Annotated in this window: 13 protein-coding genes, 4 pseudogenes and 1 riboswitch; of the genes and pseudogenes, 5 read left to right on the top strand and 12 right to left on the bottom strand. The window is 44.6% G+C overall.

The genetic code is table 11. From position 1 onward, the window contains the following. Nucleotides 1–30: 30 nt before the first annotated feature. The 7 genes and pseudogenes from M5V91_RS23955 to M5V91_RS23925 all read right to left on the bottom strand — a co-directional run bounded on the left by M5V91_RS23955 (nucleotide 31) and on the right by M5V91_RS23925 (nucleotide 5,746). Complete coding sequence (locus tag M5V91_RS23955; RefSeq protein ID WP_217026567.1) at nucleotides 31–1,323, bottom strand: YhfT family protein; 1,293 nt, start codon at nucleotides 1,321–1,323, stop codon at nucleotides 31–33. A 27-nt stretch (nucleotides 1,324–1,350) separates the two neighbouring features. Further along, nucleotides 1,351–1,709: pseudogene (locus M5V91_RS23950) on the bottom strand (DUF2620 domain-containing protein). A gap of 1 nt (nucleotide 1,710) precedes the next feature. After that, a complete protein-coding gene (locus M5V91_RS23945) occupies nucleotides 1,711–2,085 on the bottom strand; it encodes a PRD domain-containing protein (RefSeq protein WP_009332153.1) in 375 nt (124 codons plus the stop codon). Between the two features lie 67 nt (nucleotides 2,086–2,152). Then, nucleotides 2,153–3,084 (bottom strand): annotated as a pseudogene (yhfZ, locus tag M5V91_RS23940) (GntR family transcriptional regulator YhfZ). Between the two features lie 390 nt (nucleotides 3,085–3,474). Beyond that, nucleotides 3,475–4,281, bottom strand: coding sequence for a YwqG family protein (locus M5V91_RS23935; protein WP_251174286.1), 807 nt, complete (start codon nucleotides 4,279–4,281; stop codon nucleotides 3,475–3,477). A gap of 20 nt (nucleotides 4,282–4,301) precedes the next feature. After that, nucleotides 4,302–4,706 (bottom strand): hypothetical protein, encoded by a 405-nt coding sequence (locus M5V91_RS23930; protein WP_251174287.1) that lies wholly within the window; start codon nucleotides 4,704–4,706, stop codon nucleotides 4,302–4,304. Between the two features lie 110 nt (nucleotides 4,707–4,816). After that, nucleotides 4,817–5,746: a methyl-accepting chemotaxis protein gene (locus tag M5V91_RS23925; protein ID WP_071157188.1), complete on the bottom strand. Its 930-nt coding sequence runs from the start codon at nucleotides 5,744–5,746 to the stop codon at nucleotides 4,817–4,819. 60 nt (nucleotides 5,747–5,806) lie between these two features. Beyond that, nucleotides 5,807–5,890: riboswitch (cyclic di-GMP riboswitch) on the bottom strand. A gap of 145 nt (nucleotides 5,891–6,035) precedes the next feature. Here M5V91_RS23925 and M5V91_RS23920 point away from each other — a divergent pair. After that, the gene (locus tag M5V91_RS23920) at nucleotides 6,036–7,583 is read left to right on the top strand and encodes an alpha/beta hydrolase (RefSeq protein WP_251266806.1); all 1,548 of its coding nucleotides are present in this window, start codon (nucleotides 6,036–6,038) and stop codon (nucleotides 7,581–7,583) included. Between the two features lie 478 nt (nucleotides 7,584–8,061). Here the strand turns inward: M5V91_RS23920 and M5V91_RS23915 are convergent, their stop codons facing one another. Then, nucleotides 8,062–9,273 carry an MFS transporter gene (locus M5V91_RS23915; protein WP_251174288.1) on the bottom strand — a complete coding sequence of 404 codons (1,212 nt, stop codon included), beginning with the start codon at nucleotides 9,271–9,273 and terminating at the stop codon, nucleotides 8,062–8,064. A gap of 267 nt (nucleotides 9,274–9,540) precedes the next feature. Here M5V91_RS23915 and M5V91_RS23910 point away from each other — a divergent pair, with 267 nt between their 5' ends. From M5V91_RS23910 to M5V91_RS23900, 3 genes and pseudogenes are all read left to right on the top strand, one after another. Continuing rightward, complete coding sequence (locus M5V91_RS23910) at nucleotides 9,541–10,482, top strand: SWIM zinc finger family protein (RefSeq protein WP_284521530.1); 942 nt, start codon at nucleotides 9,541–9,543, stop codon at nucleotides 10,480–10,482. Then, a complete protein-coding gene (locus tag M5V91_RS23905; protein ID WP_284521529.1) occupies nucleotides 10,386–11,159 on the top strand; it encodes a hypothetical protein in 774 nt (257 codons plus the stop codon). The genes M5V91_RS23910 and M5V91_RS23905 overlap by 97 nt, the downstream gene beginning before the upstream one ends. Further along, nucleotides 11,152–13,970 (top strand): annotated as a pseudogene (locus M5V91_RS23900) (DEAD/DEAH box helicase). Before M5V91_RS23905 ends, M5V91_RS23900 begins: the two are co-directional and overlap by 8 nt. Nucleotides 13,971–13,977: 7 nt before the next feature. On the opposite strand, the gene M5V91_RS23895 reads toward M5V91_RS23900, so the two are convergent. From M5V91_RS23895 to ssb, 3 genes are all read right to left on the bottom strand, one after another. Further along, entirely contained in the window at nucleotides 13,978–14,364 is a 387-nt protein-coding gene (locus M5V91_RS23895) for a hypothetical protein (protein WP_009332163.1), read from the bottom strand. A 222-nt stretch (nucleotides 14,365–14,586) separates the two neighbouring features. After that, nucleotides 14,587–14,769 carry a hypothetical protein gene (locus M5V91_RS23890; RefSeq protein WP_226280796.1) on the bottom strand — a complete coding sequence of 61 codons (183 nt, stop codon included), beginning with the start codon at nucleotides 14,767–14,769 and terminating at the stop codon, nucleotides 14,587–14,589. A 5-nt stretch (nucleotides 14,770–14,774) separates the two neighbouring features. Then, the gene (ssb, locus tag M5V91_RS23885) at nucleotides 14,775–15,143 is read right to left on the bottom strand and encodes a single-stranded DNA-binding protein (RefSeq protein WP_009332165.1); all 369 of its coding nucleotides are present in this window, start codon (nucleotides 15,141–15,143) and stop codon (nucleotides 14,775–14,777) included. Nucleotides 15,144–15,411: 268 nt separating this feature from the next. Between ssb and M5V91_RS23880 the strand changes: the two are divergent. Continuing rightward, a pseudogene (locus tag M5V91_RS23880) lies at nucleotides 15,412–15,869 on the top strand (YwpF-like family protein). A 49-nt stretch (nucleotides 15,870–15,918) separates the two neighbouring features. On the opposite strand, the gene M5V91_RS23875 reads toward M5V91_RS23880, so the two are convergent. Beyond that, complete coding sequence (locus M5V91_RS23875) at nucleotides 15,919–16,227, bottom strand: hypothetical protein (RefSeq protein ID WP_251174290.1); 309 nt, start codon at nucleotides 16,225–16,227, stop codon at nucleotides 15,919–15,921. Between the last annotated feature and the right edge of the window lie 56 nt (nucleotides 16,228–16,283).

Here is a 16,283-nt window from a genome sequence, read left to right as displayed (position 1 = left end):
TGTCCACTCCGTTCTCTTTATTTGGTTCCTTTACTGAGGTATGTTCATGATTCCAAGTGCAACCAAAATATTGGCAATGATTCCGACTGCAATGGCACCCACAGGGCCGACCGCAATGCGGACAATCGGACGTCCTGCCGCTTCATTCAGCAAATAGAATCCGGCGATGAAGAAGAATCCGAACCCCGGCGCAATCGCATTAGCGGCATTTGCTCCGCCGATTAATAGGGCTACTTCCAGAAGCTTGGTCATCGCACTGCGGATATTTTCTCCGGAATTACGCACACCGGGATATTTATCAAGGAATCTCGCAATTGAACTTAATAGCATAACTTCAATGAAAATAATAATGACCCCGCCGATTAAAGCCACCCAAACATTCGGGGAGAAAAATCCGACGACGAAAATGAGCGTAAATCCGACCGGGCTGTATACGCCTGTTGCAATTGCTGTACTGGCTACAAGCGGAATAAAACCTAGTGCACGGGCAGCCGCTGCAATTCCGGCATCTGTTGCTTTGCCTTCCGCTAATAGATTTAGAGAAATCGGATCTCCTGCCATGATCCATAGATTCGTAGCAGCAGCAATAAGACCGCCAATAATCATAAAGAACACGACATTTTTTCTGATTTTCGCCACTTTGTCACTGAATACTGCGGCAAGGTCGATGGAAGAGCCTTCTTCTGCCTTTTCCTTCATGGCAAATACAAGAAGGAAGATCATTCCTGTAATAAGGGCCATTCCTTCCTGGTTCAGTGTTACTGTAGTTCCTGAAATCGTAAGGACTCCGCTTTCATTCAGCCAGACAGCGAGCTGACGGATTAATGCTGAAACGATAAACGTTATGACCCCTTTTTTCACGCTGAACTGCAAAGCAACCGCAAGCGCCGGGAATGCCATAAATGTTACGACAACCGGTGTTCCAACGGCTCCCATCGCTTCAAGGAAATTAAGCGGCAGATAATCAAACAGCTTCACAAAGCCTTCGAGCCCGATTAACAGCCCTGCTCCATAAGCACCGCCAATCACAGCCGCAAGCGGTGTTCCCCATTTATTTTTCGGTGTCAGCAAACCGATAATATCTGTTCCCAGCAGGATGCTGTGAACGAGGATGATACTGGCCGAGAGTGTAAAAGGTATTCCAAATCCGATTACAAGGCCGAAACTCATCGCAAAGGCAGTGAAGGCAAGATCCCGTCTCGTCATCCTTCCCTCGACGTGTTCGGAGACAATTGGACGAAGCCCATCATTGAAAACCGCAATATTCATATTGGCCAAAACAGCAGCAACGGCACCAATCAGGATAATTAACGTCATTTCCATTTCTATTTCCCCCTCAGATAAAATGGATTAGCTTTTATTCTTTAAAGCTTTGATAATCATAGGCACTGCGGTCTCTTTGTGGTCAGCTGTAAATCCAAACGCTTTCTTCCCTTCATTGACAGCGATTACAATTTTCTCCTCAACAGGCTTTTTCCTGGCATGGAGACGGTCTCGCAATTTGGCTTGCCGAGTAGTGCAATCGCCATGGCCAAAGCTCCGCCGCCGCCTGTGTGGCAGGCTCCCACATAATAATCTGCCTGTCCCGTCTTAACAGCCATCGCAGCCTCCAGATCCGACTTAACCATCGTTGTTATGCTGCTATCAATCTCTTTTATCAAGCTCTCAATCTCTTTTTTATCAACCTGTCCGCCAACTACAATTTTCATCTTAATTTCCTCCTTTGTTGATTTGCAGTACATTTGTGTAATGTATGACCAGAAAATCGATTTCTTCTTGGGGGAGCTGATTCTTCCATAGCTGCTGTACGTAATCGATTTCTTTTATTGCCACTGATGCTTCTAGTGACTGTTTAACTTCATCCAGCAAGGCAGGATGGGGAGCCTCAACCTGTTCACCCTTTTCAATTCTCGTCAGAGCTGTCGGCAAATGGGTGAACAGCATTTCAGCTCCATCTATGGCATCTTTTTTCAAGTGTGACTGTAAATGCATAAACGCTAACGTGCTTATATCAGCTGCTTTGGTACTGACAACAGATGAAGCTAAAAGAATGTCCATTCTTTCTTTCAATTGATTTAAATCCATGTTTAAATCCCTCCAGAATACAGTATTTAGTATATTAGTGCTGATAAGAAACTAGAACTTCAGTTTCTTAATAGTGAGGATACTTGTTTCCTTCCTCCACCAGCCTTTGGGTCTCTTCCACTTTATTAAACTGGAGGAGCTGGATTTGTTCCCTGATATTTGTTCTTTCACTTTCTATGACAATGGCTGCTGTGGTTGCTTTTATGGCCAGTTCCTTTGCCTTTTTTGATTTAAAGTCAGAGGAGGCAAACGTTTTTAGCGCCCTCGCTTCATCTGCATTCCAGACCGCTGCATCAATACTGCCGTTTTTCAGCATATTGAAAAGCTGCATATAGTCCACCTTTATCAGTTCAACCTTGTGCTTTTCACATTCAAGGAGGGTAATATTTGCCTGGTCGGCAGATGAATAGTCAATTCCTATTTTCATGCCATCGGTAATCTCGCTGTTTTTGCTATCTGAAAAAAGACTCTATGGGACGTTACATAGGTCTCGGGCCCAAGTGTATGGAGAATTTCCAGGCCCTCAAACTCCTGCACTGCCTCTTCTGCCGCCAGCTGAGACATGATCGCAAAATCGTAGCGCCGGGTTTTTAATGATTCGATCCGCCTTCTCGCTCCTCTCATATATGCAAGGCCAGACTTCTTGTTGATTTCCTCAAACCCTTCGACAATGCCAGTCGCCAATCCCTCATACTTGCGGGAATAAGGCAGCGGCATTACGCCCATCACTGGTCCGATGCCGGCAATCTCATACAGCAGGTTGATGTCCCTCTTCTTCAGAAAGGTCCCAAGATGTCCTCTGGATTCAAGAGCTATGGCATGCAAATCTTCCAGCACTCTTAATGCCCCCTGAACAGTTCCCCTGCCCAAGGATAGCTTTTCCGTAAAATCACTTACGCGGGGGATTCTCTCTCCCTCTGAAAACTGAATAAGCTCCTTTGCAATAAACTTTGCAGCCAGCCCATTCTTTGAATATAAACTTTCCCAAATACGGCTCATAATGTAATACCTCTTTACCTTTAATCAATATACGAAAAACTGTATATTATAAGTGTAGCGGTTATTTTTTATTAATTCAAGAGTTTTCTAACTTTTCCGCAATTTAATATTGCTAATTTCCTTTATTCTTCTTAGATAGGGGTTTCGCTTGTAAATGAGTCTGTTGATTTCCACCGCGGACAATTAGTTTGCCATGTCCAGACTCCATCTCTCGGGTTTCTGCTTCTCCTGTCCGAAGGGGCTAAATGTTCGGACTCACTCGCCCGAATTTCTGCTTCTTCTGTCCGAAGGGGCGCTTCAGGTTCGGACTCAGCCGCTCAGGTTTATCCTTTTTCTGTCCAAATGTGAACCCCCCATTCAGTTATCTCCTCATAATTGGGGGTTGGTACGTTAGCAGCAATCCCAATTATAAAGAACATCTGTAAAATTCCTCTTCCGCAAATCCTCTTCCTTAATAAAGAAGTTGGCAACACCGCTGTCCCCAAACATCAGCTCAATATCATCGTCCGTATCCGCCTGGAATAGCAAAATCTTATAATCACCTGTTGGGTCCCCTTTTTCTCTAGGATCCTGCTGGGTGAAGTAGGGATAGCCGCCAACTTTATGGCCCTCTGCACCTAATTCCTCGGAGTAAAGCTCATATAAATCCTCATAATCCGGATGATCGATGGATTCAAATAAGTCAATTTTGACCATGTCCTCAAATCGGAAATCCTCAGCAGGTACAGGAGCGAACTTAAGGTTAAAAATCATCTTTGCTTCCTGGACTATCGGATCATATTCATCACCTAAATCAGGCATATACGAAAAATCTGTCACAAGGTCTGACTCATCTTTCACGCCATTTGGATGATAAACAACCCGAAAATTTTTTTGATCAGCCGGGTTATCAAAATCAAGTCCGTACATATCATCAGCCGGCGAGAGATAGAATTGAAGAATTCCGCTCTCAGGCATAGGCTCAATGTGAGGAACTTCTTCGAAATTGATTTGCGCAAATAGATTCATATAATTTCCCTGCTCATCCTTTGGATGTTCGCTCGTTTTTGGAAGGTAGGGCTTTCCTCCGAACTTGCTTTCATAAAGTGTGGTCTCCCCTCTTTCTGCATGTATGCAGACAAACGATTTAACTGTTTTTTCTAATTCGCTCCGATGTTTTTCAAATTCCTTAGGCAGCTTTAAAGATTGATTTCCCATACTTTTTCCTCCTGTTTCTCTTAATTGGTAAGTTCATCCCAAAATTCAGCTATCCATTGTTCTAACTCCGTTGTTATTTCTTGTGAAGATTCATCCAGAAGCTCCCCAAACAACTTGCTTCCAGGGATTTTTTTCGATACCGGCATTCCAAGAAAAAAGTATTCGCATTCCCAAATTTTAATGATTTTTACATCTATGAGATCCCCTCTTTTATCAGAAATCCCCAGTGAAATGGAGGAACTGTATCCAGGCTGGAAAACATCTCTGCCCTCCTGATTAAATTCAGCCTCGAGTTTCAGGCCTTTCTTTGAAAAAGCCGCTTTATTCTCTCTTAGAAGCTTTTCAATTTGTTCTTTTAGTTCCTTTTCAATTCTATGAATCTTCCCCTTTAACTCTGAAGTGAATGTCCTGTGGAAATATTTCATAAAAACATCTTCTCTCATCAAAAATAAACAGAATATATGTAAATTCGCCAGCCTCATCCATTCTTCCTATCTGCAGAAAAAAGAGCTGCTATAAAGCAGCCCACATTTTCCTATAAAATACTCTTAAAACCCTTCGCCTGTTCATCCAGCTTTCTTGCAGCTTCCCCGATATCTTTAAAAGCAGATACAGCATGTTCATTATGAACCTGGTTTTCACTTATGCCTGACTGTGATTGCAGAGTTGCGTCACTAATTTTGTTGATTTCATCTGATATTCCTTTGATGTGGGCACTGACTTCCTGGATGGAGTCCTGCACCCGGTTTGCGAGCTTTCGCACTTCTCCGGCAACGACGTTGAAGCCTCTGCCATGTTCGCCGGCACGTGCTGCTTCAATAGCTGCATTTAATGCCAGGAGGTTCGTTTGGGCCGCGATTTCACGGATTGTTTTTACGATGCTGCCGATGGATTGTGTCTGTGATTTGAGAGAATGGAGAATTTCCAGGTTCCCTTTGGACTCATAAACGAGCTTGGCTATTGCCTGAGCTGCCTCTTTGCTTCTTTCAATTCCAGCTTTTGCTTTTTCACTAAGGGCTTCTGACATTGCCTGAAGCTGGAATGCTACCTGCGCTGTATTCGTTTCCCTTTCTGTAATATCCGTAGCAACCTTTACAACACTTTCTACACTGCCATCATTCCCAAATACCGGTGTGTAAGTCGCTTCGAGCCAGATAAGATCTCCTTGCTTGTTCACACGCTGAATTTTTTCCTGAAAGCTTTTGCCATTGCGCAGATTTCTCCAAAGCTCCTGATATTCCCTGCTGGCGGCAAATTCAGGGGTGCAAAATTGCTTATGCATCATATTTGGCATTTCTTCTGCACGATATTTGACAGTGCGGGCAAAATTCTCATTTGCCCACAGCACTTTCCCGTTACTATCAAATTCAATCATAGCCAGAGAATTTTCAATTGCAGCCAAAACAGCTTCTTTTTCAAGAACCTGTGTGCTTTTAAAATGACTAGGCTTATAAGTTGTAAGCATGCTCTTCCTCTTTTCAAAAAAGGTTGTCAGAACATATCCCTACAAGGGGACTGGTCCCATGTAAGTGCTGGCCGGTTGCGCTACTAGCTCGAATTCATTAAAGCGCCCATATCTACTTGAATTCCCATTGCTTCCAACTTGTCCCGCATGTAAGGCTATAGTACTAGCATCGGTCAGTCATCACAATTCTCAATGCTCTGCTTTCATTTATACTGAAAATTCAAATAATTAATTACTAAGACCCATGATTCCCATAATTAGTAAAAGTAGAATAGAACTGTAAGAGATTATGCAGAAGGGATTGATTTATCTGAAAAATAAGCTAATTGCGTTATCACTGGCATCTGCTTTAAGCTTTTCACTTTTTCCGGAAAGAAGTTTTGCCGAGCAAACTGCTGCGGAAAACCAGGCCATAATACCTGGTGCGCATACAGTAACGGAACAATACTTTGATGGTGTGAACAACAACTGGCTGACCACCAAGAATCCCCTCCAATATCAGCAGGCGACCCTTTACGGAAACATCGGTCTTGCTCCTTATCTCTGGGGAAATGCCGAGGAAGGAACCGGATGGCATCAAATGTATAAGCCTTCTTCTGTAACGGGAACACAGGTAAATGGTATTTTTGAAGATGCCCAGTTTGTCATAAGGGTTCCGGATCACTGGAATGGCCGGCTGGTTGTTTCGGGAATCCCGGCTACAAGAAATGAAACATCAACCGACCTGCTTTTCAGCGACTATGTCCTGGAAAAAGGATATGCTTTTGCAGCGATTGATAAAGGCACCCAGGGTGACGCTGATTCAGCTGATCCATTTGCAAAAGTAAAGAATGCCTTAGCCGCTGAGGATGATAGCGTAGCAGAATGGCACCAGCGGTTCCGGCAGGTTACGAAAGCCGCACAGCGATACTTAGTCAGCCATTATTCCGATGGTCTGATCGATCCGGCAGATTCTACTGACCCGGCGAGCGATTTAGTATCGGCAGTGCATAAAATTCCTACATATGCGATGGGAATTTCCAATGGCGGATACGTCGTGCGCTATGCCCTTGAAAATGACCATCCAGAGAAGACTGGCGAACCGCGTCTTTTTGATGGAGGAGTTGATTGGGAAGGCGTGTTATGGACGGAAGAAAAGCCAAATTTAATCAGTTCTCTGACCACCGTAGTGAATCATGCGGAGGAAGCTTTGTTTGGAAGCGGCAAAATAAAGCAGAAAGCGATTAAAGAGCTATACAAAGCTGGATTGCCCAAAGGATCGGAAAAACTATGGGCCTATCATGATCAGGTATACTGGTTTGTCTCGCTGAATATCTATCGGGACCATTTCGATCCGGAAGCCCCAGGCCGTACCCATTGGAGCAATTACCTGAACTTTGTTAATGGCGTGAGAGACCGATCCTTTGATTCTGTCTTTGAAGATTATAAATATGTGACCCGTCCAAAAGAAGTGAAAGAAAATATTAAGGAAGTGGCCAATACTGGAGATATAGATGTGCCGCTCATCTCTTTCACTGGTTCCCTTGATTCGCTGATATTCCCGGATATTCATGCAAAGGGATATCAAAAGCTGGTCAAGAAAGCCGGAAAGCAGGATCTGCACCGAATGTATACTATTGAGAATGGGAACCATGTTGACAGCCTTGTCTGGAACAGCTCCGCCGATCCGGATAAAGAACTTCAGCCTTTGTTGCCTTACGCTCACCAGTCATTCGACTTGCTTATCGACTGGGTGGAAAACGGGAAAGCTGCTCCTGAGAGCAAAACGGTCAATGCTCCAGAGAACCCGGTTAAGGTTATTGATTTAAAAACGGGGCAGGAACGGGATCCCCGTTAGGTTGAGGCAGGAGTGTTGGTCTGCAGTCTTAAAAATGGCTAACCGCACGAAAAAATTTCTATCCGCACGTAAATTGTGGTTATAAGCACAGAAAAAATTTTATCCGCAAGTAAGTTGAGTCTATCCGCACATAAACTGATTTTAATGATACATGAAGGCATCTCAGTGCGGTTTTTATGGAAGAAATATGCCCCAATCGTTTTGGATTGGGGCTTTTAAGCTTCGTATTAAATGTTTTTAGTAAATGAACGGTTCATTTTCGATAAATCCGCCTTGTGACGAACTTCAATAAGGAAATTTCTGCTCTGCTGGCCCGAAGCTGACAAAAGTACGGACTCCAACTGGATTATTCCTACTGTCAGACTCTGACACGGTTCGGACTCTAACTGACTAATTTCTGCTTAGCATGTCCGAAGGCGACACGGGTTCGGACTCCGATTAAATTGCCGCTCAGTCTGTCCGAAGCCCCTCTATCATATCAGCGATGAACCTTCCTGCTGCCTGCCATCAGCCACACCACAACCGGAAGCAGACCAAAGGAAACCACCGTAATCCCCGTCCAGCCCCCAGTCTGCCATACCAGGCCGGCAAGCGTCCCTCCGGTTGCCACTCCAAGGTAATAGCTTACGAGATAGATGCTCGAGGCACCGGCTTTGTGATGGGCAGCGCGCTCATTTACAATGGCCGCCATCAGTGAATGCGCCACAAAGAATCCAAGACAGGTCAGGCATAGACCTATTACAATTACTGATAAAGAGTGCACATTGGTAAGCAAGGTCCCTCCTATTAAAATGACAGTTCCGACCGAGACCAGTGTAGCTTGCCTAAAATGAGCAGATAGCCTTCCGCCCAGAATGGAGCCAACTATACCGAAGCTGTATGCCAGGTAAGTAAACGAAATATTTTTTACAGAAAGATTAAAAGGATCCTGTTCGAGGTAAAAAGGCAGGTACGTCCATACTCCTGTAAACGAGAATTGGAGGAGGATTCCCATCGCGAACGCAGGGAAAAGTTTCGTGTTTTTCAGATGTGAGCCCATGCCTGATAAGTCTTTTTGAACTGATATTTTACTGGGCTTAAAATAATGAGATTTTGGCAGAGTCATAAAATAAATGATGAATAACAGAATGGAGAATCCAAATAGGAAGTAAACAGAAGTCTGCCAGCTGGCCATATCAGCAATGTACCCGACGAAGATGCGGCCGGCCATTCCGCCAATGGCATTGGCTGCAATATACATGGTGATGCCGAGACTGACGCTTCTAGAATCAAGTTCCTCCCCTAGATACGCGATGGCAGCTGCAGGCAGGCCCGCTATACAAATGCCCTGCAGGAAACGCAGCACCAGAAACGTTTCGAAATTAGGCGAAACGGGCAAAAGCACTAACGGAATAATAGTGCAAACAAGCGTAATATTCATTATGGAAACCCGCCCAATTCGATCAGATAGAAACCCGAAAAATAACAATCCGAAAATCATAGAAACCACAGCAGCAGACAGTGATAAACCGGCTGCTGCAGATGTGATGTCAAATGATTTCACGAGCAGCGGCATAATCGGCTGCACAAAGTATAAATTAGCGAATACTAAAATGGATGCACTCGTCATCGCAATCATAATTTTTTTGAAGCCGGCATCATGCAGCGAATATTTATCAGCTTCCTGTTGTCTAGCATTTACAGCAGTCATTTTCCCACCCAGTTCCTATAAAGCATTAAATCCATCATACCATTTTATTTGAAATGGATCGAAAATTCCGATATTTTTTTCCCGCACAATTCCCATTAAGAACTTCCCTCAGCTATTTTTGAAACAGCGCACACCTTCATTCCAACTGCCCTAAATGTTATAATATAGGAATGTACTTTGGAACATGGGGACTGGCTGATTGTCCCCTACGGGTAGATGGGACAAGGAATCTGTCCCTTTGTCCCACACCAACAAGGGGGTTGTGAAATGATTCCGGAGCGGTTTTTGGAGCCTTTAGAGTTTGCAGCGAATGAGCTGAAGGGGTTACTGCGGGCAGAGAATGAGGAAGATGCGCGCCTGGTGCAGAAGGGGCTGATGCTTTTTCGGCAGGGGCTTGTGTATCAGCTTCGCTTCGAAGATGATAAGGTTTTGGCGACGGTCCAGGATGTGACTCCCGCAAAGGTTGAACTTAATCTTGAGTTCATTCATTTGAGCGAGTGTTCCTGTCCGGCTGAAGGTTTTTGCCGCCATCAGACTGCGGTATTTCTGCAGCTTCTTTCCAAAGCCAAAAGTGTGTCCATGTGGATTGAAGAGTGGAGGAAGCCGATAAAGGAAAAGCAGACAGCCAAGAATTGGGGGCTTCAAAGAGCGAAGGATCTTTTGAAATCCTCCGGTCAGATGAAGACAGGTTACGACGGCTGGGTTGCCGGATTCGAGGAAAGCTTTACCGAGCTGCTGGAAAAACAGGGAGAGCCTCGTCCCTATGTACTCCCTGAGCTTTTCCATGTTTATCTGCGGCGCATGAAAGCGGGAGCACCGGTTGAACAGGAATGGAAGCTGCTGTATCTGCTTGTCGGCTATGTCTTTTCTTTTAAAAAGCTAATGGCGCTGAGCAGGAAGTACGGCCATGGCGAAGAATTGATTGACCGTTATTACCGCCATCTCTATCAGTCCCTGATGGAAGATTCGGTTGAGATAATGAACAAACTGTCGGTGCACTCCCTTCCCTTCGCTTTCGATCAATATATTGAAAAACTGAAAGATGATTCCGCCGGGCTGATCACCGGTTCTTTTGGGTTGGATTATGAGCGGGCCCATTTATATCGGCTGTTATGGACACATTTTTTAAAAAGAAAGAATGGCGTGAAGCGGAGATCCAGAAGCTGGAATCCTCCATCAAAGAGGAATCGCCCAGCCTTCCGTCTGTGACAGGCTATGTGCATCTTCATATCCTTGAACGTAATGATGAACAGGCACTCAGTGTTTTAAATGTGCCAAATCATTTAATGACTCCTTACATGCTTTACTGGATCGATTATTTTTCAGCCAATAAGGACTGGAATCGGATGGGTCCTTATGCAGAAGCATTTATCCATAAATTACGGGATTACTTGAAACAATCTGATGACTATTATGCCTGCATGGATTTTACCAGGATGGCCATCAAGGCTATTTCTCCGTATTGCCTGGAAAGCAGCAAAATGGATTTATACGAGAAAGCCTTGATGGAAACGCTGCCGTACAGCTACAGCGACTATGAATACCTCCTTTTTGAAAAAGGCGAATTCATAAAGTGGGCCGATCTGCAGGCGTTTATTGGCTTTGATATTGATTCTTTAGGCAAGGACCGGATCAGGGAAATCAGCAAAAAGGAACCCTCCATACTCCTGCCGCTCTATCACCAGGCCATCACTGCCCATATCAATATGAAAAACAGGGATCATTACCGTGAGGCTGTCCGGAAAATGAAAAAGCTTCGCACGCTGTACAATAAGCTGAAACGCCAGGAAGACTGGCAGCTTTTTCTTGAATTGCTGCTTGAAAAAACGAAACGTCTCCGCGCCTTTCAGGAAGAATGCAAAAGGGGTAAGCTAATCGATGCTTAAAACGAGATTTCTCCATGTGAAAGTGAAACCAATAAACAATGACCGCTACCTGATTTTTGCCGTCAATGAAGAAGGCCGCCTCCTGTCCCCAAAAGAATGGAAGCCGCTTCTTTTTAACCATCACAGAGAAAGTTTCTTTGGAACAATGCTTGATGCTGTTGATGCGGACGGAATCAAAGGGATCTCTGTAAGCGGCTGGCAGCTCGTTACCCTGTTTGCGGCTGAGCAGTTCAACCGTTTGATTGATTGGAGCTGGGATGAAACTGCCGAAATCCTGCTGGCTTCCTCTCATGCTCTTTACGATTCGATCGTGGAAAAAGAATGGATGCCGGATTTCGCCGCCTGGGAACAGGATCAATTCCGCTGGGCACTGCCGGAAAGTGTGGTTACCGAATTCGGCACAAACTTTTGGGACCAGGCTGTAGAAGGCTCACCTGTCAGGGAGTTTATCGGAGATTTATTTCACCGCTCCCTTGATGGCTATATGAATCAGAATCAGGAAGCGAAAGCACAGTTCGGTGAAAAGCTTGAAGCATTGCGGAGTGAGCACCTCTCACCAAAGGATCTTGCTGCTTATTTTGATGAAGAAAGCTGGCAGGAATGGATCGGGGTTAAATCAAATGAAGCTCCTTTTTCGATTGGACTTAAGCTGGAAGAGCCCGGGGAAATTGATTCCAGCTGGGATCTGGCGATATTCCTCCGCGGAAAAAATAATTCTGATGTCTTTGTCGACTTCAAGGACTATTCGAACTATCCCCACGACTGGCATGATTTTGAAGATTCTATTGACAAAGAGATCGAGCGCTGGCTTGAGCTATTCCCATGGCTTGAAGGCAAGCCTGGAATGATCTCCACTTCACTGACTGAAGATGAAGCCTGGACCTTTCTCACTGAAGCGAGCGAAACCCTGCTGGCACTTGGCGTGGAAATCCTGCTTCCTTCGTGGTGGCAGGCTATGAAAAATGCAAGCCTAAAGGTCAAAGCAAAAGTGAAAGGAACCGGGAGCCACCGTCCTTCGTTTGTCGGGCTTCAGTCCATGCTTGATTATGATTGGCGCTTCAGCATGAATGGCGTTGATTTAACAGAGGATGAATTCCGGGGTATGGTTGAGGAAAAAAGAAGGCTTGTCTACATTCGCGGCCGCTGGATCAAGCTGGATCCCCATTTTGTCCGCCATATTCAGGATTTAATGAAGAAAGCGGAAAAAGAAGGATTGCATGTCCGTGACTTGATAGAACAGGAGCTTATGGCTGACGAGAGCACGCAGGAAGACGAGCTGGATAATCCTAAGGCTTTTGCCCGCATTCAGATCGAGCTTAACCGCCAATGGAAACAGATGGTGAAGCAGCTTCGCGATATCAAAAGTCTTCCGCTTGAAGAGGTCCCTGCAAGCTTCAAGGGTGATCTTCGCCCTTATCAGAAGCTCGGCATGAGCTGGCTGCTGTTTCTGCGCCGATATGGTTTTGGCGCCATTCTGGCAGATGATATGGGGCTTGGAAAAACGATTCAGCTGATCTCTTATCTGTTAAAGGTAAAGAAAGAGGAAGACAGCGGCCCATCGCTTATCGTCTGCCCTACATCTGTCCTCGGCAACTGGCAGAAGGAAATCGAGCGCTTTGCACCTGGCATGAATGTTTATCTCCATTACGGTTCAAATCGTCTGAAGGGTGAAAGCTTTTCTGAAAAAGTAATGGAGTCTGATATTGTGCTGACCTCCTATGGACTAACCCATATGGATCTGGAGGATTTTGAAACCATCGAGTGGAGCTCAATTTCAATTGATGAAGCTCAAAATATTAAAAATGCCCAGACAAAGCAATCGCGGGCTGTCCGAAAGTTAAAAGGCAAGCACCATATTGCCCTCACCGGCACGCCCATGGAAAACCGGCTGACCGAGCTCTGGTCCATTTTTGACTTTACGAACCATGGCTATCTCGGCAGCCTCGGGCAGTTTCAGAAGCGCTATGTACTGCCGATTGAAAAGGATGATGACAAGGATAAAGTCAGGCAGCTGCAGGCATATATCCGTCCCTTCCTCCTCCGCCGCACGAAGAAGGATGAGGATGTGGCCTTGAACCTGCCTGATAAGCTTGAGCAGAAGGAATATTGTCCTCTTACTGCTGAGCAGGCCTCGCTATACGAGCAGCTTGTCCAGGATACATTCGCACAGATCGAAAAGCTGTCCGGGTTTGAGCGTAAAGGTCTGATCCTGCAGTTATTAAGCCGCTTAAAGCAGCTGTGCAACCACCCGGCCCTTTATTTAAAAGAGGAGAAGCCTAAGCATGTCCTTGAACGTTCTGTAAAGCTTGAAAAGTTAAGCGAGCTTGTCAGTGCTGTACATGAGCAGGGAGAAAGCTGCCTGATTTTTACCCAGTATATTGAAATGGGGAACATGATCGCCCGCTTGCTGAAAAAACAATTCGGATTCGACGTTCCATTTTTAAACGGCAGCGTGCCAAAGCAGGAACGGGACAATATGATCAGCCGTTTTCAAGATCATGAATTCCCGGTTTTCCTGCTGTCGCTTAAAGCTGGCGGAACCGGTTTGAATCTGACGGCAGCAAACCATGTCATCCATTATGACCGCTGGTGGAATCCCGCCGTCGAAAACCAGGCAACCGACCGCGCATACCGAATTGGGCAAAAACGCTTTGTTCATGTCCATAAAATGATTGCCACCGGGACGCTCGAAGAGAAGATTGATGCCATGCTCGAAAAAAACAGTCCCTTAATGATCAAATTATTACGAGCGAGAATTGGATTACCGAGCTTTCAACAGATGAGCTGAGAGATCTGGTTCACCTGACATAAATTTTGTTCAGTCTTCAAGTCCTTGATATGCATAAAGGCTTGAAGGCTGTTTTTTTATTATCGCATATTCAGGCTTGTTAGGCTTTTGAGTCAGAAAAGTTACTTTGCTGCCTTCTTTAATAATGAAACAGGATAGCAGCTGGTATGTAGGATTCTTGTTCCCGGCGTTTATTGCCACCTGGCCGAATAAGAAGTTGAATTTGTAGTGAAGAAAACTTTCCTTATCGTTAAATGTGAGTGAAGTATGGCTTCTAAGAGGAATTCTATGATAGGATTTATTACTCTGCAGCTGAATAAGCTGAAGTGCATCAAAGAAGCTTGGCTGATGATTGGTGTTTAATCTTTTATTTGCTGTTTGAAAATACAGGTATCCGGTTTTATCTCCTTTATCCACTAAATTGCACCTCCTCTTTATTATTTTCAAAAAGTATATTCGACACATTCTGTGAAAATCCTCCCTGGTTCTTAATGGCCATATGTAATATTTGTTTTCACAAACAGAGTTAGAAATAACCCGGCACAGGAGTACCGGGTTTCAAATTTAGGGGAAGTGCTGGGGATAGGATTGATTCTCTATAGGGAAGGAAAATATGTGGACAGCTGGTTGGGGAAGCCGTCAGTTCATGAAGGTTAATCTTCCGGATTTCTCCCGGGGACCGTTTTGCATAGCGGTTTCACGAATGAAGGATTCAAGCTGGAGAACCCGTATATTCAAGTCATCGACTCTTTGGTTCGATTTACCGAGCATCTTTATGAGGCTTTCGAGCATATATTCCAATGCCTTTTCTCTTTCAGACACTTCTTTCAAAATGGCAGTTCCTCCTTGGTCACGGTCACCGGGAATTCTTCTGTCTTCTTCCGGTCAAGAAAGCGGACCGATTCCGCTACCACCTCTGTTACATAAATGCGTTTCTTTTCCTGATTATCATAATGCCTCGTCTGAATTCTCCCGGTTATCCCAATCAAGGTGCCCTTCCGGCAATACTGGGATGTATTTTCCGCCGTTTTCTTCCATAAGGTGCATTGTACAAAATCCGCATCGATTTCACCCTTCTGATTGCGGTATTGGCGGTTTACTGCCAGCGTCACATTTGTCACCGGAATGCCTTCCTGTGTCCGTTTCAGCTCGGGATCCCTTGTCAGTCTTCCAACCAGGGTCACTTGATTAATCATAGGTTTTCATCTCCTCTCTTTGATAGCCTTATCATATCCGGAATTCATTCACTGTGTAAAAAAGACAAAAAGAGTTTTTTGCAGTGTTTTTTCGGCAAAAACACCATAAAAATTCATTTTTCAGCCTCTTTTCCGCAAAAAACAGCACCTAAAATCTTATTTTCAACATACAAAATAAGAAAATTCGACAAACCCTCAAATTCGCTTTCAGTTTGGCCTGTGTTATAATTTTTTATAAAACAACTTATTTTAGAGATGGAGGTAAGCCATGAAAACATTTAAACTTGTTTCTCTGCAATTAGTGGAAGAAAATGGCCTGATTGATATTCAACTGGATGATGGGTTGATTATCAATAAAGAAGACGAGAAGAGCACCTGGCTCCTGGAGGCATTTATTGATAAATCCTATCTTGAGTACTTCAAAAAGCGCGCTGATGACAAGGACGAGCTGACCATCCAAGTTGTTATTACGAAAAAGAAAACGATCCAGCCGCATTCCAAACTAAAATTACCTCTATCAGTGAACTGGAAAACCATATCAGCATCCTTTTTGAAGGATCACTCAAAAGAACAAAAAATGATTATGCCGAACTGCTGCTTCAGGACCTCCTGGAAAAGGGCTTTATTGGAGACAGCCTGCTTGATGAATTCAAGGGTAAGATGCAAAGCAAGCCGCGCCTGGCTGCTGCCAAAAAGGAAAATAAAGAAACTCCCGCTCAATCATGACGGGAGTTTTTCTTTAGAAAAGGACAGGTTCACCCCTGTCCTTGCCTTTTTACTTATCTTTATTATCTTTATCCTGCATATCTTTGTTATCTTCGATTGCATCTTCGCCCGGCTCGTTGTTATCTTCCATCATGTCGCCGTCATCATCTGTGTTGATATCGTTGTCATCCGTATTTTCGTTCAGATCATTAGTCATATCGCCGTTGTCACCGTTCATACCGCCTTCATCTACGTTTCCATTATCCTCCGTAATTGTATCATCTTCCGGCGGCGGATCCTGGTTATCTGTGGCACAGCCTGCTAGAAGCATGGCAGAAAGAACAGATCCTCCGATAAGTGTTAAAAGCTTTTTATTCATCGTAAAAGCTCCTTTCATAGGGTTTTATTGTTGACCTGCTGCATTGGTCTTCCTTT

Source organism: Cytobacillus pseudoceanisediminis (genome assembly GCF_023516215.1).
Lineage (GTDB): Bacteria > Bacillota > Bacilli > Bacillales > Cytobacillaceae > Cytobacillus > Cytobacillus pseudoceanisediminis.
This window is presented reverse-complemented; position numbering and strand designations above follow the sequence as displayed.